Here is a 21,354-nt window from a genome sequence, read left to right as displayed (position 1 = left end):
TCAGCCGCGAGGTCAGACGATGAGCTTTGCCACCACCGATTTGTGCGACGACAATTCCAATCTGCTGGAGGACGGGCGGCTGGCCGTGCTGCCGCCGGTGTTCCGGCACTTCGGCAAGCATGTGCGCTTCTCCGGCCGCGTCACCACGCTGAAGGTGCACGAGGATAACGCGCTGGTGCGCGCGATGCTCGAGACGCAAGGCGACGGCAACGTGCTGGTCATCGACGGCGGCGGCAGCCTGCGGCGCGCGCTGGTCGGCGGACAACTGGGCCTGCTGGCGCAGGATAACGGCTGGGCCGGCATCGTCGTCGACGGCTGCATCCGCGACACCGACGAGATCAACGCCTGCGAGATCGGCGTGCGCGCGCTTGGCGCCCATCCGCAAAAGAGCGGCAAGAAGGGCTCTGGCGAGCGCAACCTGCGTGTCCACATCGCCGGCGTCGCGGTCAATCCGGGCGACTGGATTTACGCCGATGCCGACGGCATCCTGGTGGCGCAGCAAAAACTCGCCTGAACCCGGGGGGCACGCTGGCGACCGGCGTAAAAAAGCCCCCGTGCGGGGGCTTCGTTTGGGGCGGTTCAGGCCTTGGGATCGGCCTTCCGCAGGTGCAGGTCCAGGTGCTTGCGCAAACGCTGCTGGAAAATGGTGGCGTCTTCGATGGTGCCCATGTCGTCGTCCACTTCCATCAGGTGTGTCTGATAGCCCTCCGCGAACGAGACGCTAGCCTCGACCTCGCCTTGTTTCTCCGACAGGGAGTGACCCTGCACGGCACCAAGAATGTTCCCTTGGTCGTCGGTGATGATGGTCATTTTCATACCACGCCTCCGCCTTGTAAGTTGTGAAAGGCGCCACCGGTGCCGCGATTGTGAATCTGCACGAAATAGGTGGCGTTGCCGTTGTTTTCCTTGCGCTTGCCCTGCTCGTCGGCGACGTGGACCGCACCTTGGTTGGGTGCTTTGACATCGGCCGATGCAAACTGCGTGCCGCGGTCGCCCGGATAACTGTAGCTCCAGAACGCCGTTTCGCCGGGCGCCAGGAAGGTTAGCGGGCCCACATTGTTGAATGCCATAATCTCCTCCAGAAAGTGCGTCGCACCGGCGAATGCCCGAGCGGCCATTCCATCTTAGTCACCGTCGCCGGGCCTGCTTTGATGCAAACGATGTGGGGCCTTTTTTGTCCGCACGGGCTTTCTAGTGGATAATGCGGGATTGCGATGCACCATTTATTTAGGAAGTACCCAAGCTATGTTGAGTTACCGCCACGGCTTTCACGCTGGCAATCACGCCGATGTATTGAAGCATTTCGTGACCATCCAGCTGATGCAGTATCTGAACCAGAAAGATACCGCGTACAGCTACATCGACACGCACTCCGGCGCCGGCGTCTACGCGCTCGACAGCGCCTTCGCGTCCAAGAACGCCGAATACGACACCGGCATCGGCCCGCTGTGGGAGCGCACCGATCTGCCCGCGCCGATCAAGGAATACGTCGACCTGATCAAGGCCATGAACCCCAGCGGCAAGATGCGCTATTACCCGGGCTCGCCGTACATCGCCGACCAGGTCGCGCGCGAGCACGACCGCCTGCGCCTGTTCGAGCTGCACCCGGCCGATTCGAAACTGCTGGCCGATAACTTCCGCAAGCTCGACGAGCACGCCGCGCAGCAGGGCATCCGCCCGACCACGCGCGGCAAGCGCGTGCTGGTCACCCGTGGCGATGGCTTCCAGGCGCTCAAGGCGCTGCTGCCGCCGCCGTCGCGCCGCGCGCTGGTGCTGATCGACCCGCCGTACGAAGACAAGATGGATTACAAGAAGGTCAAGGACACCCTGGCCGAGGCGCTGGGCCGTTTCCCGACCGGCACCTACGCGGTGTGGTATCCGCTGCTGCAGCGCATGGAATCACGCCAGTTCGCCGACAAGCTCAAGCAGTTGCCGTGCAGCGACTGGCTCAACGTCGTGCTGACCACGCACACCCCGATGCCGGACGGTTTCGGCCTGCACAGCAGCGGCATGTTCATCCTCAATCCGCCGTACACGCTCGAACCGATGCTCAAGGAAGTGATGCCGTGGCTGGTCAAGGCGCTGGCCAAGGACAGCGGCGCCAAATTCACGCTGGAGAGCGGCAAACCGACTTCTGCGCGCAACACTGCCGCGCGCCGTCCTGTTACTCGATAGAAAAATGTTGTCAAGACGGTAGGAGCGGGGTTAGTCTGGTGGTTAGCGGGTCGCTCGCTGAGTTAGCGGCCCGGATAATGCCATCGCGGATTGGGAAATGAATGATGACAGCCCCGGAGCTGCCGCCGTCCAAGCTTGCGGACAATTTCTTTCTAGCCCGCCAGCCCATCCTCAACCGGGGGCAGCGGCTGGTCGGCTACGAACTGCTGTTTCGCGACGCGCATACCGATAGCGCCGCCAACATCACCGACCAGGCCGCAGCCACGGCCACCGTGATCGCCCACGCGTCCGAACTGGGCATGGGCCACGTGGTCGGCGACCAGATGGCCTTCGTCAACGTCGACGGCGTCGGGCTGATGAGCGATTTCATCCGCTTTCTGCCCAATGACAAGGTCATCCTCGAAATCCTCGAGACCGTCAAAGCCACGCCGGACGTGCTGGACCGCATCCGCGAGCTCAGGCAGGCCGGCTTCCGCTTCGCGCTCGACGACGTCATCGGCGCGACCGAGGACGTGCAGAAGCTCCAGGCGCTGTGCGACGTCATCAAGGTCGACATCCAGGACATGCGGCCCGGCACCTTGCCGGCGCTGGCCCGCGTGCTCAAGAATCCCAAGCAAAAGCTGCTGGCCGAGAAGGTCGAAACGGTCGAGCAATTCCGCCAATGCATGGATCTCGGCTTTGAATATTTCCAGGGATATTATTTCGCCCGTCCGGTGATTTTGAGCGGCAAAAAGATCTCGCCGTCGCAGCGCTGCGTGCTGCATCTGCTGGAGCTGCTTGATGCCGACGCCAGCAGCCACGAGATTGAAAGCAGTGTCAAACATGATGCCTTGATCACGTTGAATTTGCTGCGCTTGGTGAACACGCCGGCGGTCGGCACGCGTTACCGCATCAACTCGGTGGGGCATGCGCTGATGGTGCTGGGCCGTCGCCAGCTCAAGCGCTGGCTGCAGATTTTGCTGTATGTGAAGGCTGGCGGCGCGCAGGAATTCACGTCGCCGCTGCTGCAGCTGGCGACCACGCGCGGCAAGACGCTCGAGTTGATGGTCGAGCATCTGCGGCCGGGGCAGCGGGTCAGCGCCGATATCGGGTTCACGGTGGGCGTGATGTCGTTGATGGACACGCTGTTCTCGATCCAGATGCGCGACGTGCTGGAGAGCGTGAACGTGCTCGACGAGGTGAGGGCGGCGCTGCTGCATCGGAGCGGGGATTACGGCAGCATGCTCAGTCTGATCGAGCATATCGAGCGCGGGCGGGAAGGGCAGGTGCTGGCGCAGATGCTAAGCCAGATGTCGCTCAGGCCGTCGGATCTGTATGCGATCCAGCTGGCCGCGATCGAATGGGTGACGGAATACACGCGCGGGTTTTAGCTTTGACCGCTCCGGCCACGATGGCCGATTACGCTGCGCTAATCCGCCCTACGTGTCTCCGTGGTGCGGCTTTGGACGCGCAATCCCTCTTTTTGTCGGGGCGGCTTTGTGGCTGCTTTTTCGCCGACAGAAGTTTTTCCTATTCCGATCGCCACCAATCCCAACCCCAGCGCTGCTATACGCATATGTTTGCATCCAATTCGCCGTCGAGGTCGTAAGTGTCTGCATAAAGGTAAAACCTACAGGTAAAACCTTAATGCAATGCACCGCCGCCTTCGACTTCGCCATTAATTGGAGTGATCAGTATGATTTACCTGCAGACCTCGCCGTCCGCCACCGCCGTCAAAATCAGCAGCGTTGCGCAGTTGAGCAATGTAATTGCTACGGCAACACTGACTCCTCTGGAGCGCACCGCCTTGCGGTCGTTGATTTTCGATGATCAGGTCAAAAAGACCTACTTGGCCAGTGAGAGCGGGCAGTTGCTACAGGATATACGGCATCGTATCCATAGCCTGCCGCGTGCCTTCGACGATCTGGCGATCATTCGGCCGCCTACGCGCCTGGGCGAAACAAGTGTAACGGTTGCGCGGCAGGAGGAAGTCGAATACCGCATCAATAACACGGTGAAGCGCAACATGGTGCGGATTCTGGCGGGGGGCGGGTCGCCGCTGGCGAACAAGGAGCTGGCGCTGTACGGCTTTTGCAAGCTCGGCGGGCATATTTTCAAAAAAATGGGCGCCGATTGCCTGTACGTATGCGTGGGCCGAAGCCCGACGCCTATCGCGGCTTGGCTACAAACATTGACCCCCAAGGTGTGCATGCTGCCATTTTCCGGCGCGCGCCTGGACGACCTGACGGACGACTTCATTGCCGCGGCCCGGCAAGAAACCCGTCCGCACTTCGAGAGCATGCTCGCCCCCTATCTTGCTTCCACAGACAAAATGGTGTTGGTCGATTATTCGACCTCGGGTGAAAGCCTGCTGACGATGTACAGCATGGTGCACGATTTCCTGGCAACCCGCGGAATGACCTGCGAAGTGTCGTGCCTGTCGATCTGGCAGTCGCAAAACACCGAACGCGCTGCCGCGCCGGCCATGGCGAAATTTTTACAGGCTGCTAGAACCAGGTCTAACGGCGGGGACGAGACGAGGATGCAATCCTTCATCCGGCGCTTTCTAGGCGACAGGTTTGTAGCGCACCTGCACATAAAGGAGCTGATCGAAGAACAATTCGGCGACCAGTTCACCTACTCGACTCGCTGGCCTGTCGACATGCGCGCCGAAATGCTCGACGCCATGATGAATATGCTCGACAACCAATCGTTTGACTTTCTTTCACCGTATAAAAAATCGTCGATTCTTGCCGGAGCGACGGCCCCCACTTTTATGGGGGAAGAAGGACTCCGTCGATTTGAGCAACTTAAGGGTGAAATGCAGCGTGTGGCGAAAGACCGCCGTGAGCTCGACATGATTATCGCCGGGCTTCCGTGACACCGCACGCATCGTGCCGTGACCGGCGCGACCGGCCTTGATCGGTGTGACGGCCATCGCAATGACGCGCGGATTTCGCCAGCTATTGCATGGTCCCTACCTGCGGATCGGTTATTGCGCCAGCAGCAGGAAAACGGTCGGCTTCTTGTGGAAATCCGGCGCCTTGGCGCTTTTCCATTGCGCCGCCGTCATCGTGCGGATCGTCTCGGACGCCAAGCTCAGATCCGTCGCCACGCACACCAACGTCGACGGCGCGCAGCCGGCCACCAGCGCTTCCAGCATCGCGGCGTTGCGGTACGGCGTCTCGATGAACAGCTGCGTTTGCTTCTCCTTGCGCGAGCGCGTCTCCAGCTCCTTGATGCGCGTGGCGCGTTGCGCGGCGTCGGTCGGCAGATAGCCGTTGAAGGCGAAGCTCTGCCCGTTCAGGCCGCTCGCCATGACCGCCAGCAACAGCGACGACGGCCCCACCAGCGGGCGCACCGGAATATTGTGCTGATGCGCCAGCCGCACCAGGTCGGCGCCGGGATCGGCCACCGCCGGCACGCCGGCCTCCGACACCAGCCCGCCATCGCGGCCCGCGAGTAGCGGCGCCAGCAGGCCGGCCAGCGCGGCCGCCGGCGTGTTCACGTTCAATTCGGAGATGGTGATCTCCTGCAGCGGCTTGGCCAGCGCATGGTTGGCGTTGACCAGCTTGAGGAAGGCGCGCGCGGTCTTGGCGTTCTCCGCCACGAAATAATCCAGCTGCGAGGTGATCTGTTGCACCTGTTCGGGCAGGACGGAGGAGAGCGCTTCAGTCTCGCCCAAGGTGTTCGGTATTAAAAAGAGGGTGCCGGGCATAGAAATCTGGGGTTTATTTGATTAAGTATTGAAAAAGGAAACGCCAATCTTGCGCAGCATGCCTGTCAGCGCGATCAAAGGCAAGCCGGTGAGGGCGGTCGGGTCGCTGCTGTCGATGCGTTCGAGGATGGCGATGCCGAGCGCTTCGTTCTTGGCGCTGCCGGCGCAGTCGTACGGCTGTTCGATGCGCAGGTAGGCGTCGAGCTCGGCGTCGGGCAGGTCGCGGAACGTGACGATGGTGCGGATGTCCTCCACCTGCGCGGTGGCGGCCGGATTCGCGGCGCGGCCGTCCCACACGCACAGCGCGGTGTGGAACACCACTTCGCGCCCGCGCATCTTTTGCAGTTGGGCCAGCGCGTTGGCGTGGTTGCCCGGCTTGCCGATTTGCTCGTCGTCCAATGTGGCGACCTGGTCGGAGCCTATGACGATGCAGCCGGGCAGCTTGGCGGCCACGGCGGCCGCTTTTTCACGCGCCAGGCGCAGCGCCGTGGCGCTCGGCGTTTCGCCGGGCAGGGGCGTCTCGTCGATGTCGGGCACGGCGACCTCGAAAGGTAGTTGTAGCCGTGATAATAATTCCTTGCGATAGGCCGAACTGGAGGCCAAAACGAGCCGTTGTGCGGCGATTTGAGCGGTTGCGCTTGATGTCATAGGGGGAATGTTATATGCTCTGTCGCCGGCTTGGAGAGCGACGGAAAAAGACGAAAAACAGGAAAAAGCCGCGCAGGCTTTGACTTGGTGCCGAAAACCCTGTTATTATCGCAGGTTTTCCGGGGAATTTTCTGTAATGAATGCTATTGTCATCGACGCTTTTGAGTTCTGTCGGAGCAACGGCAGCCAGCAAGGCGTCACGCCTGTTGCCGAAATGACCCGCCTGACCAAGGATTGTGCCGATACCTCGGGCACCATCACCTGGAAGGTCGAAGGAGGCTCCGGCAAGATGGGCTTCCCGCAGTTGAAGCTGTCGGTTGCCGGCACCGTGCAATTGGTCTGCCAGCGCTGCCTGACCCCATACGCTCACACCATCGATTCGTCGACGCTGTTGATGCTGGGTAAGGATGATCAGCAGGCCGATGAAATCGAAGAAATGATCGACGACGAGACGATCGACGTGATCGTCGGTAGCCGCACCATGACGGTGGCGGATCTGGTGGAAGACGAAGCGCTGCTGGCCTTGCCGCACACGCCGAAACACGATGTCTGCCCCGACACCGCCCTGCTGGACAAGGCGAAAAGCGAGAAGATCTCGCCGTTCGACGCCCTCAAGGGCCTCAAATCCGAATAAGTAGCAAGACCGAACAAGTAGTACGTAAAGAACGTGCCACGCACGTGTTGTAGTCGAGTATGGCAAGTCAGTAGGGCAATGTAGTAAATCTCAGTTTAACTATGCCGGTTCCGTTTTGCCGGCAGGATACTCGATTCGCATGTATTTGCTGGTCGAATGTGTTAAAATTTTAGAACTTATGTATTAGGAGTCATTAACATGGCAGTTCAACAGAACAAGAAGTCCCCTTCGAAGCGCGGTATGCACCGTTCGCACGATTTCCTGGTAGCTCCACAACTGGGTATCGAGCCAACCACCGGTGAAACCCACCTGCGTCACCACATCAGCCCTAACGGCTTTTATCGTGGCCGTAAAGTCCTGAAAACCAAAAACGACGAGTAATCGACGCTTTTGCTGGACCTGGGAATAGGCGGTGCTGTCTTATGAAGCATCGCTTTTTCTTTTTTCATCGGCTGCAATCCTCTTTTGCACACCGTCATTTTGAAACGCGTAGACCTGGGTTTCAGTGGTCCGCCGCTTGCCGCAGCTTGCCCAGACAAGGGCTGGAGCGTGGTACTGAATCAAAACAATGACAATCAAAATTTCTATCGACTGCATGGGCGGAGATCACGGTCCATCGGTCACCATCCCCGCAGCTATTTCCTTCGTCAAACGCGAACCAGAGGCTGAGCTGATCCTGGTCGGTTTGGAAAACGTTATCCGCGCAGAATTGAAAAAACATCACGCCGAAGCGCATCCGCGCCTGTCCGTCGTGCATGCATCCGAACAAGTCACGATGGACGATCCGCTGGAAGTGGCGTTGCGCCGCAAGAAGGATTCGTCGATGCGCGTGGCCATCGAGCAGGTCAAGGGCGGCAGCGCCCAGGCCTGCGTCTCGGCCGGCAACACCGGCGCGTTGATGGCGGTGGCCCGCTACGTGCTCAAGACCATGACCGGCGTCGACCGTCCGGCCATCTGCAGCATCATGCCCAACCAGAAGGGCGGCCCGACCTACATGCTCGACCTGGGCGCCAACGTCGATTGCGAACCGCATCACCTGCACCAGTTCGCCATCATGGGGTCGGTGCTGGTGTCGGCGATGGAAAACATCGAGCGTCCGACCCTGGGTCTGCTCAACGTCGGCACCGAGGACATCAAGGGCAACGACGTCGTCAAGGCCACCAGCAAGCTGCTGCAGGCCGACCACGAACGCGGCGCGCTCAACTTCTACGGCAACGTCGAGGGCAACGACATCTTCAAGGGCACCACCGACATCGTCGTCTGCGACGGCTTCGTCGGCAACGTCACTCTGAAGGCGGTGGAGGGCGTGGCGCGCTTCTTCGCCGACACCGTCAAGACCGAATTCAAACGCAATCCGCTGACGATGCTGAGCGCCCTGATCGGCGGCGGCGCGTTGAAAGCCATCAAAAACCGCCTGTCGCCGTCGCGCTACAACGGCGCCAGCCTGCTCGGTTTGCGCGGCCTGGTGTTCAAGAGCCATGGCGGCGCCGACGCATATTCTTTTGAATGGGCGATCAAGCGGGCGTATGATGCTGCAAAAAATGATGTGTTGCCGCACATTTCGACGTTAATCGCCGAACTCATGCCGCGCAACACCGAAACCCCGGAAGTACCAAGCTCAACTATTTAGTGGATGGTAGACGGCATGACTTTGTACAGCAAAATAATCGGCACCGGCAGCTATCTGCCCGAGCGGCGTGTCACCAATCAGGATCTGACCGATCAGCTCGCAGCCAAGGGCATCGAGACCTCGGACGAATGGATCGTCAGCCGCAGCGGCATCTCGGCGCGCCACTTCGCCGAGCCGGGCGAGAAGTCGTCCGACCTGGCCGTGAAGGCCGCCAAGCGCGCGCTCGACATGGCCGGCTTGCAGCCCAACGATATCGACCTGATCGTCCTGGCCAGTTCGACCCCCGATTTCTTCGGCAGCTTCCCCAGCACCGCTTGCATCGTCCAGCAAAAGCTGGGCATCACCAACAACGGCGCCGCCGTCGACGTGCAGGCCGTCTGCAGCGGCTTCGTCTACGCGATGTCGACCGCCGACGCCTTCATCCGCGCCGGCATGAACAAGAACGTGCTGGTGATCGGCTCGGAAGTGTTCTCGCGCATCCTCGATTTCAACGACCGCACCACCTGCGTGCTGTTCGGCGACGGCGCCGGCGCCGTCGTCATGACCGCCTCGCAGGAGCCGGGCGTGCTGGCGACCGCGCTGCACGCGGACGGCCGCCATTCCGGCATCCTGTGCATGCCCGATTCGTTCGGCGGCGCGGTGGCCGGCGAGGCCTACCTGTACATGGACGGCCCGGCGGTGTTCAAGCTGGCCGTGTCGGTGCTGGAGAAGGTGGCCCACGAGGCGCTGGAGAAAGCCAATATGGGACAGGATCAGATCGACTGGCTGATTCCGCACCAGGCCAATATCCGCATCATGAACAGCACCGCCAAAAAGCTCGGCCTGCCGCTGGAGAAGATGGTGGTCACCGTCGACCAGCACGGCAACACCTCGGCCGCGTCGATTCCGCTGGCGCTGGACGCCGCCGTGCGCGACGGCCGCATCAAGAAGGGTCAGAACATCATGATGGAAGGTGTCGGCGGCGGCTTCACATGGGGCGCCGTACTGGCCCGCATCACCGACGACCTGGGCGCCCGCTAAGCTCCTGGCATGTTTTTGAGCGTGAATTAGAATTAGAACTCTAACGGGCTCTGCGGTAGTGGTGCGGTCATTATTGCATGCTAGCGTAGCTGCCAATTAATGAGATGGATGATGTAATGACTAAATTTGCTTTTGTATTTCCAGGCCAGGGTTCGCAGGCGATCGCGATGATGGACGGCTTCGCCGGCAACCCGGTGGTGGCGCAGACCATCGCCGAGGCGTCGGACGCGCTGAACTTCGACCTGGGCAAGCTGATGGCCGAAGGCCCCAAGGAAGAGCTGGACCTGACCACCAACACCCAGCCGGTCATGCTGACCGCCGCCGTCGCCACCTACCGCGCGTGGATCGCCGCCGGCGGCCCGGCGCCGTCGGTCGTCGCCGGCCACAGCCTGGGTGAATACTCGGCGCTGGTCGCCGCCGGCGTGATCGCGTTCAAGGACGCGGTGCCGCTGGTGCGCTTCCGCGCGCAAGCGATGCAGGAAGCCGTGCCGGTCGGGCAGGGCACGATGGCCGTGGTGCTGGGCCTGTCGGACGACGACGTCCGCGCCGCGTGCGCCGAGGCGGTCGCCGCCACGCCGGGTTCGGTGGTCGAGGCGGTCAACTTCAACGCGCCGGCCCAGGTCGTCATCGCCGGCGAAACCGCCGCCGTCGAGCGCGCCTGCGAGATCGCCAAGGCCAAGGGCGCCAAGCGCGCCATGAAGCTGCCGGTGTCGGCGCCTTTCCACTCGTCGCTGCTCAAGCCCGCGTCGGACCGCCTGCGCGACTACATGGCCGGACTGGCCTTCTCGGCGCCGCAAATCGCGCTGATCAACAACGTCGACGTCGCCGTGCTCAACGATCCGGCCGCCATCAAGGACGCGCTGGTGCGCCAGGCCGCCGCGCCGGTGCGCTGGGTCGAGACGATGCAAAAGGTCGCCGCCGAAGGCATCACCCAGGTGGTCGAATGCGGTCCGGGCAAGGTGCTGATGGGCCTGACCAAGCGCATCGACGCCACCCTGGTGGGCGACGCCATCACCGACCAGGCTTCGCTGGACCGTATCTTGGCCTCGCTCAAATAAGCGGCGAAGGCAAATCAAAGACACTCGTTATTTACGTAGAAGGACAACCATGAATTTAGCAAATCAAGTCGCCCTGGTCACGGGCGCATCGCGCGGCATCGGCAAGGCCATTGCGCAAGAGCTGGCCCGCCAGGGCGCGCGCGTGATCGGCACCGCCACCACCGAGGCGGGCGCCGAGGCGATCAGCGCCTACCTGGCCGAGTTCGGCGCCGAGGCGGGCAAGGGCATGGTCCTGAACGTGACCGACGCCGAACGCTGTGCCGCCGTCATCGACGAGATCGCCAAAACCTTCGGCGCCGTCGGCATCCTGGTCAACAACGCCGGCATCACGCAGGACCAGCTGGCCATGCGCATGAAGGACGAGGAATGGGACAGCGTCATCGCCACCAACCTGACGTCGGTGGGCCGTTTGTCGCGCGCAGTACTGCGCGGCATGATGAAAGCGAAAACTGGGCGTATTATTAACATCACTTCGGTGGTGGCGTCGTCCGGCAATCCAGGCCAGATGAACTATGCCGCCGCCAAGGCCGGCGTCGAGGGCATGGGCCGCGCGCTGGCGCGCGAGATCGGCAGCCGCAACATCACCGTCAACAGTGTGGCGCCGGGCTTTATCGACACCGACATGACCAAGGCGCTGGGCGAGGAGCAACACGCGGCGCTGCTGACGCAGATTCCGCTGGCGCGCCTGGGCAAGCCGGAGGATATCGCCGCGGCGGTGGCCTTCCTGGCGTCGCCGCAAGCGGCATATATTACCGGTACCACCTTGCACGTGAATGGCGGTATGTACATGAATTGACGGGTTCCGGCGTGAATAAAACGCCGATTCCCGTCTTTTACCAGTGATTTCGAAAGAGTTTGCAGTAAATTAGCGGCAGACATCGAAATTAGTTTTTCAGTGCGCAAACCTGATAAAATGCGCGCTTTCCGTAACAAACAAATGGAGCCATAACATGTCGGATATCGAACAACGCGTTAAGAAAATCGTCGCTGAGCAACTGGGCGTCGCCGAAGCAGACATCAAGATCGAATCCTCGTTCGTCGACGACCTGGGCGCTGACTCGCTGGACACCGTCGAGCTGGTGATGGCCCTGGAAGACGAATTCGAAATGGAAATCCCTGACGAACAGGCAGAAAAGATCACGACCGTACAGCAAGCGATCGACTACGCTACTGCACACGTCAAGGCCTGATTTACCGCCCGATCGACTTTAGGAGAATCGCTTGAGAGGTTCTAAAAACCGTCGTGTTGTCATTACCGGCCTGGGCGCCGTTTCCCCGATCGGCAACAACGTTGCCGACACGTGGGCCGCGGCGCTCGAGGGAAAATCCGGTATTGCCACCATCACCAAGTTTGACGCGCAAGCTTTCAGTACCCGTTTTGCCGGTGAAGTCAAAGGCTTCAACATCGAGGACTATATCTCGGCCAAGGAAGCCCGCCATATGGATACGTTTATCCATTACGGCATGGCGGCCGGTATCCAGGCCGTGCAGGATTCCGGCGTGGTCGTGACCGAAGAGAACGCCGATCGCATCGGCGTCATCATCGGTTCCGGCATCGGCGGCCTGCCGATGATCGAAGAGCAGAAGGAAGACTACGACAAGCGCGGTCCGCGCCGTATCTCTCCGTTCTTCGTGCCGGCGTCGATCATCAACATGATCTCCGGTAACCTGTCGATCAAGTACGGCATGCGCGGCCCTAACCTGTCGATCGTGACGGCCTGCACCACCGGCCTGCACTGCATCGGCGCCGCCGCTCGTTTGATCGAGTACGGCGATGCCGACGTGATGGTGGCCGGCGGCGCGGAATCGACCATTTCGCCGCTGGGCCTGGGCGGTTTCGCCTCGGCCAAGGCGCTGTCGTCGCGCAACGACGACCCGGCGACCGCTTCCCGTCCCTGGGATGCTGACCGCGACGGCTTCGTGCTGGGCGAGGGCGCCGGCGTGATGGTGCTCGAAGAGTACGAACACGCCAAGGCGCGCGGCGCCACGATCTATGCCGAACTGCACGGCTTTGGCATGAGCGCCGACGCGTATCACATGACCTCGCCGTTGGAAGACGGCGCCGGCGGCAGCAAGTCGGCGCAAGCCGCGTTGCGCAACGCCGGTGTCAACCCCGACCAGGTGCAGTACGTGAACGCGCACGGCACCTCGACGCCGCAGGGCGACGTGGCCGAGGTGCAGGGCATCAAGCGCACCTTCGGCGAGCACGCCAAGAAGCTGGTGGTCAACTCGACCAAGTCGTTGACCGGCCACCTGCTGGGCGGCGCCGGCGGTCTGGAAGCGGTGTTTACGGTGCTGGCGATCCACCATCAGGTGTCGCCACCAACCATCAACATCTTCAACCAGGACCCCGCCTGCGACCTGGACTTCTGCGCCAATGTCGCCCGCCCGATGAAGATCGAGTACGCGCTGAAGAACTCGTTCGGGTTCGGCGGCACCAACGGCAGTCTGCTGTTCGGTAAAGTGTAAAAAAGTTTGACTTCGCGTTGAACTAAATCCGGGCTCACCTGGTCAAACCAAAGTGAGCGAGGATTCGGCGCTGGCATTCGCCAGCGCCAGAATTGCCCAGCCTTGCGCTGGCGCTTCCAAGCTGTGTTGTTTCCCCCTATTTTTTGTGTACGCGTTTTGTGGTGCTGCCGTCATGTCGATTGCGGTGTCCGTCATCGTTCGCCCCTCGGCCGGCTTGCGTCTGTTGCACGCCGGGTTGTGTAGTTGCGTGACGATGTCGGGCGCCGTCTGTCCGGGCGTGCTGGCGCCGCTGCTGTGTGTGTTGGCCGGCGTGTGCGGCTGGGTGGTGGGGCGTCCCTGCGGTATCGCGCTGCAGCTTGATATATCGGGTGTCGGCCGGTTCCGGCTGGCGGTATACCAAGAACCAGGGACGGCCTTGCGCCTGCTGGATGGGTCGACCTTGTGGCCGGGCATCTTGTTGTTACGCCTGGGTGGCGATGACGGCAGGGTGCGGTGGGTGCTGGTGCTGCCCGACGGTGTGACGCGGCCCGAGCTGCGTGCGCTGTCTCTGGCGTGCCGTTCCGTTGCTGGACGCACTGAAATAAAAACGCCAACACTGTGAACTTCTTGCAGCGGGCTAACTCTATAGCATATATGACTATAAGATTCGGCGACGCTGCAGGCCACTGAGGAATGCAGGAGTGACGACAGAACGTGAGTGTGACCAGATGCTGGTCGACCGGGTCCGGGCCGGTGACAAGCAGGCGTTTGATATGCTGGTGGCGAAGTATCAACGCCGCCTGATGCGCTTGCTGTCACGTATCGTGCACGACCCGGCCGAGGCTGAAGATGTGGTACAAGAGACGTTTATCAAGGCGTACCGGGCGTTGCGGCATTTTCGCGGTGACTCCGCCTTCTACACGTGGCTGTACCGCATCGGCATCAATACCGCCAAGAACTTCCTGGCGACGCAGGGCCGCCGTACGCCCACGTCGACCGAAGCGGATGCGGAGCAAGCGGAGGGGTTTAACGATGGGGAGCATTTACGCGACATCAATACGCCGGAATCCATGCTGGCAAGCAAACAGATCGCGCAGACGGTCAATGCGGCGATGGATGCCTTGCCTGTGGATTTGCGCACCGCGATCGCCTTGCGCGAGATCGAGGGATTGAGCTATGAGGAGATTTCAGACATCATGGCCTGTCCGATCGGTACGGTCCGCAGCCGTATATTCCGTGCCCGCGAAGTCATCGCCGAAAAATTGAAGCCTTTACTGGATATGCCGATTGACAAGCGCTGGTAAGGCTATAATGATGGCAATTGTTGTTGGCGTCCGGAAAGTGTCGACTAGGCGGCACGGGTGGATGTGTTTTAAGTGGCGGGATATGCGATGGATACCCAGAAAAGACTGCATGAAAACATCTCGGCGTTGGCCGACGGTGAGCTGCCTCACAGCGAACGGGAGTTGGCGTTTGCCGCGCTCGACACTGTGGAAGGGCAGGCGGCCTGGCGCGCTTACCACCTCACCGGCGACGTGCTGCGCGACGAGGCCGACGGCACGCTGAGCGCGGGTTTCAGCGCGGCGCTGGCGGCGCGTCTGGCGGCCGAGCCGGCCCACGAGCTATCCCCGTTCACGCCCGGCGCCACCGATCCGGCCGCGCCGCCGTTCGACCAGAGCGCGCCTCCCGAGGACCGGCCGGAGTCCCGCGCGGACGTGATTCTGCCATGACGCCGGCGTAATGCCGCCGTAATTCTGCCTTAAGCCAGCGGCCGTCACATACTCTTATAATAACTTTGCGCAAGCTGGCGGGCGAGTTTTCGCTTACCATGTATGCTAGCCACCCATGACGCTTGGCGCTTGGGGGTGGTTGAACGCATCCAAGAACTTTATAGAGACCGATACTTTCCATGAAAAACAATTTCACTGCTGGTGGTAAAACTCTTTCCGCGCTGCTGGTCGGCGCAAGCGTATGGATGTCTCCGGCCCTGCTGGGCATGGCGCCCGCGACAGCGGCCGCGCCGGTCACCGGCGCCGTGGTGGGCTTGCCCGATTTCGCCGACCTGGTCGACAAGGTCGGCCCGGCGGTGGTCAATATCCGCACCACCGAAGTGATGAAGCAGGGCGGTCGCGGCGAGGAGCTCGGCGACGAGGAAATGCAGGAATTCCTGCGCCGCTTCTTCGGCGGCGCCATTCCCCAGCCCGGCCCCGGCGGCAAGGCCGTGCCGCCCGGCAGGGGCAATCCGCGCGGACGCCGCCAGGCGCCCGAGGAGCCGGTCCAGCGCGGCGTCGGTTCCGGTTTCATCCTGTCGGCCGACGGCTACGTGATGACCAACGCCCACGTGGTCGACGGCGCCGACGAGGTGTTCGTCACGCTGACCGACAAGCGCGAGTTCAAGGCCAAGGTGCTGGGCGCGGACGCCCGCACCGACGTCGCCGTGCTGAAGATCGAAGGCGACCGGTTGCCGTTCCTGATGATGGGCGATTCCGACAAGATCCGCGTCGGCGAATGGGTGATCGCCATCGGCTCCCCGTTCAACCTGGAAAACACCGTCACCGCCGGCATCATCTCGGCCAAGCAGCGCGACACCGGCGATTACCTGGCGCTGATCCAGAGCGACGTGGCCGTCAATCCGGGCAACTCGGGCGGCCCGCTGATCAATATGCGTGGCGAAGTCATCGGCATCAACTCGCAGATCGCCACCTTGTCCGGCGCCTACAACGGCATCTCGTTCGCGGTGCCGATCGACGAGGCGATCCGCGTCTCCGAGCAGCTGAAGAAGTCCGGCAAGGTCACGCGCGGGCGCATCGGCGTCCAGATCGGCGAAGTGAGCCGGGAAGTGGCCGAGTCGCTGGGCCTGAAGAGCGCGCAGGGCGCCGAGGTGTCGCTGGTCGAGCCGGGCGGTCCCGCCGACAAGGCCGGCATCAAGTCCGGCGACATCATCCTGAAATTCAACGGCGCGCCGGTGTCGCGCTCGTCGGATCTGCCGCGCCTGGTGGGCGGCACGGCCATCAACAGCAAGGCGACCGTGACGGTCTGGCGCAAGGGCGCGCAGATCGACCTGCCGGTGGTGGTGGCCGAGCTGGAGCCGGAAAAGGGCGCCAAGGCGTCCAAAGGCAAGGGCAAGGGTGAGCAGGCGGAGCCGGAGGCGGCCGGCAAGCCGAACGCGCTTGGCCTGGTGGTCAGCGATCTGAGCGCCGAGAAGAGGAAAGCGCTGGGCGTCAGCGGCGGCGTGGTGGTCGAGTCGGCCGAGGGTGTGGCCGCGCGCCTGCAGGAGGGCGACGTCGTGCTGCAGCTGAATAACAGCGAGATCAAGGACGCCAAGCAGTTCAACGCGCTGGTGGCCAAGCTCGATCCGAAGAAGCCGTCGGTGCTGCTGGTGCGCCGTGGCGAGGCGACGCAGTTCATTTCGTTGCGGCCGAGCGCGGCGGCGAAAGAGAAATAAAAGGCGGAACCACCCCGCACCCCCCCCCGGCCAACCCGGGGTCGGACCCAGCGGGTCCGACCCCAAGCCAACGGGGTGCGGGTTGAACGGTTCCGATTTTCATGCACTTCACCCTTTATTCCCGTAGTTACTGCCACCTGTGCCAGGACATGCTGGACGCCTTGCTGCGCCTGCAAACGCCGGCGCGCCCGTTCACCGTCGACGTCGTCGACATCGATACCTCGGACGATCCCACGCTGCTGGCCCGCTTCGACGAACTGGTGCCGGTGCTGTACGCCGACCTCTCCGGGCCGGAGCTGTGCCACTACTTCCTCGACGAGCCGCGCGTGCTGGCCGTGCTTCAGGCCCGTTCCTTGCTCAATAAATAAGCAAAATCCATCTCGCGGTGCAGAAGTCGGCCTTTCCCCTCTGAAATCCGGTAAAATGCGGGGTTAGCTACATCAGGCGCTCGCCAGGGCATTACTGCCCCGCTCGGAGCGCTTTTTTTGTATTGCGCACAGGATGTCACTTCCACGCGCGCCCGTCGTTTCACACCCGTTTTTGAATATTTGTTAATGAACAACATACGCAATTTTTCCATCATCGCCCACATCGACCACGGTAAATCGACCCTGGCAGACCGCATCATCCAACTGTGCGGCGGTTTGTCTGACCGCGAGATGGAGGCGCAGGTGCTCGATTCGATGGATCTGGAGCGCGAACGCGGCATCACGATCAAGGCGCAGACCGCCGCGCTGCAATACAAGGCGCGCGACGGCGTGGTCTACAACCTGAACCTGATCGACACCCCGGGCCACGTCGACTTCTCGTATGAAGTGTCGCGCTCGCTGTCGGCGTGCGAAGGCGCGCTGCTGGTGGTCGACGCCTCGCAAGGCGTGGAAGCGCAGACCGTGGCCAACTGCTACACCGCGCTCGACCTGGGCGTCGAAGTGGTGCCTGTGCTCAACAAGATCGACTTGCCGAACGCCGATCCGCCGAACGCCATCGCCGAAATCGAGGACGTCATCGGCATCGAAGCCGGCGACGCCGTCCATTGCTCGGCCAAGACCGGCCTGGGCGTCGAGGACGTGCTCGAATCGATCATCGCCAAGGTGCCGCCGCCGAAGGGCGACCCGGACGCGCCGCTGCAGGCGCTGATCGTCGACTCCTGGTACGACCCATACGTCGGCGTGGTGATGCTGGTGCGCGTGATCAACGGCACCTTGAAACCAAAAGACAAGATCAAACTGATGGCGACCGACTCGCTGCAACTGGTCGAGGACGTCGGCATCTTCGCGCCGCGCTCGGTCTCCTTGCCGCAGCTGTCGGCCGGCCAGGTGGGCTTCATCATCGCCGGCATCAAGGAATTGAAGGCCGCCAAGGTGGGCGACACCGTCACGCTGGCCAACCGTCCGGCCGCCGCGCCGCTGCCGGGCTTCAAGGAAGTCCAGCCGCAGGTGTTCGCCGGCCTGTTCCCGGTCGAGGCCAACCAGTACGACGCGCTGCGCGACTCGCTGGAAAAACTGAAGTTGAACGACGCCGCGCTGATGTACGAGCCGGAAGTGTCGCAGGCGCTGGGCTTCGGCTTCCGCTGCGGCTTCCTCGGCCTGCTGCACATGGAGATCGTCCAGGAGCGCCTGGAGCGCGAATTCGACATGGACCTGATCACCACGGCGCCGACCGTGGTGTACGAGGTCGTCATGCGCGATAACAGCATCATCAAGGTCGACAATCCGTCGAAGATGCCGGAGCCGACCAAGATCAACGAGATTCGTGAGCCCATCGTCACGGTCAACCTGTACATGCCGCAAGAATACGTCGGCTCGGTGATCACCCTGTGCATCGGCAAGCGCGGCGTGCAGATGGACATGGCCTACCACGGCCGCCAGGTCAAGCTGGTGTACGAGATGCCGATGGGCGAGATCGTGCTCGACTTCTTCGACAAACTGAAGTCGACCTCGCGCGGCTACGCCTCGATGGACTACGAGTTCAAGGAATACCGCGCCTCCGACGTCGTCAAGGTCGACATGCTGATCAACGGCGAGAAGGTCGACGCGCTGGCCATCATCGTGCACCGCTCCAACTCGGCGTATCGCGGCCGCCAGGTGGCCGCCAAGATGCGCGAGCTGATCCCGCGCCAGATGTTCGACGTGGCGATCCAGGCCGCCATCGGTGTCAACGTGATCTCGCGTGAAAACGTCAAGGCCTTGCGCAAGAACGTGCTGGCCAAGTGCTACGGCGGCGACATCAGCCGCAAGAAGAAACTGCTCGAGAAGCAAAAGGCCGGTAAAAAACGCATGAAACAAGTGGGCTCGGTCGAGATTCCACAAGAGGCATTCCTGGCAATCTTACAAGTGGACGATAAATGAGCCTGCAAGTAATCTTAGGTAACTTCGCATTAATCCTGTTCGTGCTGATGGTGATCACGGGCGTGATCTGGTTCCTGGACGTGTTCTACCTGGCCAAGCAGCGCCGCGCCGCCGCCAACCGCGCGCTGGCCGAGTACGACGCGCGCAACGCCAAGCTGACCGCCGACGGCATCAAGGTCGACAACAACGGCAACCGCGCCGCGATCGAGGCGGGCATCCTGCGCCAGCCGGTGTGGATCGAGTATTCGGGCAGCTTCTTCCCGGTCATCGCGCTGGTGTTCTTCCTGCGCTCGTTCCTGTACGAGCCGTTCAAGATCCCGTCGTCGTCGATGGTGCCGACCCTGCTGGTGGGCGATCTGATCCTGGTGAACAAGTTCACCTACGGCATCCGCCTGCCGGTCCTGAACAAGAAGATCATCCAGATCAACGATCCGCAGCGCGGCGACGTCATGGTCTTCAAATATCCGCGCGACATGAGCCAGGATTACATCAAGCGTGTCGTCGGCGTGCCGGGTGATAAGATCACGTATGCAAACAAGCGCTTGACGGTCAACGGCGTGGAAGTGAAGTACACCGCGCTGGACGATTACCTGGACGACGAGCGGCTGGTCTACAACAAGCAGTACCAAGAAGGCCTGACCGGCGTCACGCACCGCATTCTGAACAACGAACGCGCGCCGACGTTGAACCCGGCCGAAGTGCAGCAGTTCCCGTTGAAGGACGAGTCGTGCACCTACACCTATGACAGCTTCACGTGCGTGGTTCCGAAGGGCAACTACTTCATGATGGGTGATAATCGCGATAACAGCCTCGACAGCCGCTACTGGGGCTTCGTTCCTGATAAGAACATTGTTGGAAAAGCATTCTTTGTCTGGATGAACCTGGGTAATCTGCGCCGTATCGGCGGCATCCAGTAATCTCGAACGCGGGCGGACCGAAAGGGACTAACATGCAATCAGTTCGTCGATACAGGCAACAGGGTATTTCACTGGTGGGGCTGATCGTGGTCCTGGCCGCACTGGGCTTTATCGGCGTGCTGGGGCTGAAGATCGTGCCCACCTACACCGAATACCGGGCGATCCAGAACGCCATCGTCACCGCCAAATCCATCGGCGGCAATTCGGTGGTCGAGATCCAGAAGGCGTTCGACGCCAGCGCCACGACCGGGTACATCAGCTCGATCAGCGGCCGCGATCTGGTCATCGGCAAGGAAAACGGCGAGATGGAAGTGAGTTTCGCGTACGAAAAGAAAATCCCGCTGGTCGGACCGGCCAGCCTGCTGCTCGAATACCAGGGCACGACCGCCAAGTCCGGCCCGCCGGCGGCGAAAATCAATGAATAAAGCCAGCCGATTAATTTAAAGCGTCGCTACGACGTCACACAGAACCGATCAAACAATGAATCTTCAGTTATTGCAAACCCGTTTAGGCTATACGTTCCAGGATGCTGGCCTGCTGCAGCAGGCCTTGACGCATCGTAGCCACAGCAGTTTGCATAACGAACGACTGGAGTTCCTCGGCGATTCGATCCTCAACTGCGTGGTGGCGTCGATCCTGTACGAGCGTTACGTGGCGATCGACGAGGGCGACCTGTCGCGCCTGCGCGCCAACCTGGTCAAGCAGCAGTCGCTGTACGAGATCGCCCAGAAGCTGGAGCTGTCGCAGTTCCTGCGCCTGGGCGAGGGCGAGCTGAAATCGGGCGGCTTCCGGCGTCCATCGATCCTGGCCGACACGCTTGAGGCGCTGTTAGGCGCCATTTTTTTGGATGGCGGCTTCAACCCGGCGCGCGACGTGATCCGCGCCTTCTACATCCCCATCCTCGACACCGTCGACCCGCAAACGCTGGGCAAGGACGCCAAGACGCTGCTGCAGGAATTCCTGCAAAGTAAGAAGATTTCGCTTCCGCTGTACAATGTGGTGGCCACCCATGGCGCCGCGCACAGCCAGGAATTCGAGATCGAGTGCCTGGTGCCCAAGCTGGGCATCCAGGTCTACGGACGTGGCGGCAGCCGCCGCGCCGGCGAACAGGCCGCCGCCAAGCTGGCGCTGGAAGTGGCCGAGCAGGCGTTGCTGAAGACCCCGGCCGCCGGGCGCAAGGCCAAGCCGCGCGCCGCCCAGCTCAAGCTGGCCGGCATCGCCACCGTGCAGGGCGAGGCCGGCGGCGAGACCAAGCCGGCGGCGGCCGCGCCGGCCAAGGCGGCCACCAAGTAACCGCTGGAAATTGCATTACACGAAGCGCAACACCATACTCT

At 61.8% G+C, this 21,354-nt stretch carries 26 protein-coding genes; 21 read left to right on the top strand and 5 right to left on the bottom strand.

From position 1 onward, the window contains the following. Nucleotides 1–19 precede the first annotated feature (19 nt). Complete coding sequence (gene rraA / locus MRBLMU1_RS06690; protein ID WP_363498852.1) at nt 20–514, top strand: ribonuclease E activity regulator RraA; 495 nt, start codon at nt 20–22, stop codon at nt 512–514. Nucleotides 515–579: 65 nt separating this feature from the next. Here rraA and MRBLMU1_RS06685 read toward each other — a convergent pair whose 3' ends face one another. Both MRBLMU1_RS06685 and MRBLMU1_RS06680 read right to left on the bottom strand, forming a co-directional pair. Further along, nucleotides 580–816: a hypothetical protein gene (locus MRBLMU1_RS06685; RefSeq protein WP_363498849.1), complete on the bottom strand. Its 237-nt coding sequence runs from the start codon at nt 814–816 to the stop codon at nt 580–582. Next, nucleotides 813–1,070 (bottom strand): hypothetical protein, encoded by a 258-nt coding sequence (locus tag MRBLMU1_RS06680; protein ID WP_363498846.1) that lies wholly within the window; start codon nt 1,068–1,070, stop codon nt 813–815. The genes MRBLMU1_RS06685 and MRBLMU1_RS06680 overlap by 4 nt, the downstream gene beginning before the upstream one ends. Nucleotides 1,071–1,245: 175 nt before the next feature. Between MRBLMU1_RS06680 and MRBLMU1_RS06675 the strand changes: the two genes are divergently transcribed. From MRBLMU1_RS06675 to MRBLMU1_RS06665, 3 genes are all read left to right on the top strand, one after another. Further along, on the top strand, nt 1,246–2,175 hold the full coding sequence (locus MRBLMU1_RS06675; RefSeq protein ID WP_363498843.1) for a 23S rRNA (adenine(2030)-N(6))-methyltransferase RlmJ: 930 nt from the start codon (nt 1,246–1,248) through the stop codon (nt 2,173–2,175). 101 nt (nt 2,176–2,276) lie between these two features. Then, the gene (locus MRBLMU1_RS06670) at nt 2,277–3,545 is read left to right on the top strand and encodes an EAL and HDOD domain-containing protein (RefSeq protein ID WP_363498840.1); all 1,269 of its coding nucleotides are present in this window, start codon (nt 2,277–2,279) and stop codon (nt 3,543–3,545) included. 305 nt (nt 3,546–3,850) lie between these two features. Further along, nucleotides 3,851–5,035 (top strand): hypothetical protein, encoded by a 1,185-nt coding sequence (locus MRBLMU1_RS06665; protein ID WP_363498837.1) that lies wholly within the window; start codon nt 3,851–3,853, stop codon nt 5,033–5,035. Nucleotides 5,036–5,146: 111 nt separating this feature from the next. Here the strand turns inward: MRBLMU1_RS06665 and MRBLMU1_RS06660 are convergent, their stop codons facing one another. Further along, nucleotides 5,147–5,872 (bottom strand): SAM-dependent methyltransferase, encoded by a 726-nt coding sequence (locus MRBLMU1_RS06660; RefSeq protein ID WP_315221607.1) that lies wholly within the window; start codon nt 5,870–5,872, stop codon nt 5,147–5,149. Nucleotides 5,873–5,893: 21 nt separating this feature from the next. Continuing rightward, the gene (locus tag MRBLMU1_RS06655; RefSeq protein ID WP_363498833.1) at nt 5,894–6,520 is read right to left on the bottom strand and encodes a Maf-like protein; all 627 of its coding nucleotides are present in this window, start codon (nt 6,518–6,520) and stop codon (nt 5,894–5,896) included. Between the two features lie 136 nt (nt 6,521–6,656). On the opposite strand from MRBLMU1_RS06655, the gene MRBLMU1_RS06650 reads away from it, so the two are divergent. Further along, complete coding sequence (locus tag MRBLMU1_RS06650) at nt 6,657–7,154, top strand: YceD family protein (RefSeq protein WP_363498830.1); 498 nt, start codon at nt 6,657–6,659, stop codon at nt 7,152–7,154. A gap of 198 nt (nt 7,155–7,352) precedes the next feature. After that, complete coding sequence (gene rpmF / locus MRBLMU1_RS06645; RefSeq protein WP_008449924.1) at nt 7,353–7,535, top strand: 50S ribosomal protein L32; 183 nt, start codon at nt 7,353–7,355, stop codon at nt 7,533–7,535. A 39-nt stretch (nt 7,536–7,574) separates the two neighbouring features. On the opposite strand, the gene MRBLMU1_RS06640 is transcribed toward rpmF, so the two are convergent. Beyond that, nucleotides 7,575–7,751 (bottom strand): hypothetical protein, encoded by a 177-nt coding sequence (locus MRBLMU1_RS06640; RefSeq protein WP_177196599.1) that lies wholly within the window; start codon nt 7,749–7,751, stop codon nt 7,575–7,577. Between MRBLMU1_RS06640 and plsX the strand changes: the two genes are divergently transcribed. The 15 genes from plsX to rnc all read left to right on the top strand — a co-directional run bounded on the left by plsX (nt 7,723) and on the right by rnc (nt 21,313). Beyond that, entirely contained in the window at nt 7,723–8,784 is a 1,062-nt protein-coding gene (plsX, locus tag MRBLMU1_RS06635) for a phosphate acyltransferase PlsX (RefSeq protein WP_363498826.1), read from the top strand. The genes MRBLMU1_RS06640 and plsX overlap by 29 nt on opposite strands. Nucleotides 8,785–8,799: 15 nt before the next feature. After that, complete coding sequence (locus MRBLMU1_RS06630) at nt 8,800–9,804, top strand: beta-ketoacyl-ACP synthase III (RefSeq protein ID WP_363498823.1); 1,005 nt, start codon at nt 8,800–8,802, stop codon at nt 9,802–9,804. Nucleotides 9,805–9,920: 116 nt separating this feature from the next. Further along, nucleotides 9,921–10,862, top strand: a complete 942-nt coding sequence (gene fabD, locus MRBLMU1_RS06625; protein WP_363498820.1) for an ACP S-malonyltransferase — start codon at nt 9,921–9,923, stop codon at nt 10,860–10,862. A 49-nt stretch (nt 10,863–10,911) separates the two neighbouring features. Then, complete coding sequence (gene fabG / locus MRBLMU1_RS06620) at nt 10,912–11,658, top strand: 3-oxoacyl-ACP reductase FabG (RefSeq protein WP_363498817.1); 747 nt, start codon at nt 10,912–10,914, stop codon at nt 11,656–11,658. A 154-nt stretch (nt 11,659–11,812) separates the two neighbouring features. Beyond that, a complete protein-coding gene (gene acpP / locus MRBLMU1_RS06615; RefSeq protein ID WP_008449912.1) occupies nt 11,813–12,052 on the top strand; it encodes an acyl carrier protein in 240 nt (79 codons plus the stop codon). Between the two features lie 31 nt (nt 12,053–12,083). After that, complete coding sequence (fabF, locus tag MRBLMU1_RS06610) at nt 12,084–13,331, top strand: beta-ketoacyl-ACP synthase II (protein WP_363498811.1); 1,248 nt, start codon at nt 12,084–12,086, stop codon at nt 13,329–13,331. Between the two features lie 52 nt (nt 13,332–13,383). Beyond that, nucleotides 13,384–13,932: a hypothetical protein gene (locus MRBLMU1_RS06605; RefSeq protein ID WP_363498808.1), complete on the top strand. Its 549-nt coding sequence runs from the start codon at nt 13,384–13,386 to the stop codon at nt 13,930–13,932. Between the two features lie 79 nt (nt 13,933–14,011). After that, entirely contained in the window at nt 14,012–14,614 is a 603-nt protein-coding gene (rpoE, locus tag MRBLMU1_RS06600) for an RNA polymerase sigma factor RpoE (protein WP_363498805.1), read from the top strand. A gap of 87 nt (nt 14,615–14,701) precedes the next feature. After that, nucleotides 14,702–15,040 carry a sigma-E factor negative regulatory protein gene (locus MRBLMU1_RS06595; RefSeq protein WP_363498802.1) on the top strand — a complete coding sequence of 113 codons (339 nt, stop codon included), beginning with the start codon at nt 14,702–14,704 and terminating at the stop codon, nt 15,038–15,040. 179 nt (nt 15,041–15,219) lie between these two features. After that, nucleotides 15,220–16,755: a Do family serine endopeptidase gene (locus tag MRBLMU1_RS06590; RefSeq protein ID WP_414646032.1), complete on the top strand. Its 1,536-nt coding sequence runs from the start codon at nt 15,220–15,222 to the stop codon at nt 16,753–16,755. A 101-nt stretch (nt 16,756–16,856) separates the two neighbouring features. Further along, a complete protein-coding gene (locus MRBLMU1_RS06585; RefSeq protein WP_363498799.1) occupies nt 16,857–17,123 on the top strand; it encodes a glutaredoxin family protein in 267 nt (88 codons plus the stop codon). A gap of 186 nt (nt 17,124–17,309) precedes the next feature. Beyond that, nucleotides 17,310–19,103 carry a translation elongation factor 4 gene (lepA, locus tag MRBLMU1_RS06580; RefSeq protein ID WP_363498797.1) on the top strand — a complete coding sequence of 598 codons (1,794 nt, stop codon included), beginning with the start codon at nt 17,310–17,312 and terminating at the stop codon, nt 19,101–19,103. Beyond that, nucleotides 19,100–20,020, top strand: a complete 921-nt coding sequence (gene lepB / locus MRBLMU1_RS06575; protein ID WP_363498794.1) for a signal peptidase I — start codon at nt 19,100–19,102, stop codon at nt 20,018–20,020. The genes lepA and lepB overlap by 4 nt, the downstream gene beginning before the upstream one ends. Nucleotides 20,021–20,052: 32 nt before the next feature. After that, nucleotides 20,053–20,445, top strand: a complete 393-nt coding sequence (locus MRBLMU1_RS06570; protein ID WP_363498790.1) for a DUF4845 domain-containing protein — start codon at nt 20,053–20,055, stop codon at nt 20,443–20,445. Between the two features lie 55 nt (nt 20,446–20,500). After that, the gene (gene rnc / locus MRBLMU1_RS06565) at nt 20,501–21,313 is read left to right on the top strand and encodes a ribonuclease III (protein WP_363498787.1); all 813 of its coding nucleotides are present in this window, start codon (nt 20,501–20,503) and stop codon (nt 21,311–21,313) included. Nucleotides 21,314–21,354 lie beyond the last annotated feature (41 nt).

Origin of the sequence: Burkholderia sp. LMU1-1-1.1, assembly GCF_040675865.1 — a bacterium.
Lineage (GTDB): Bacteria > Pseudomonadota > Gammaproteobacteria > Burkholderiales > Burkholderiaceae_D > Rugamonas.
This window is presented reverse-complemented; position numbering and strand designations above follow the sequence as displayed.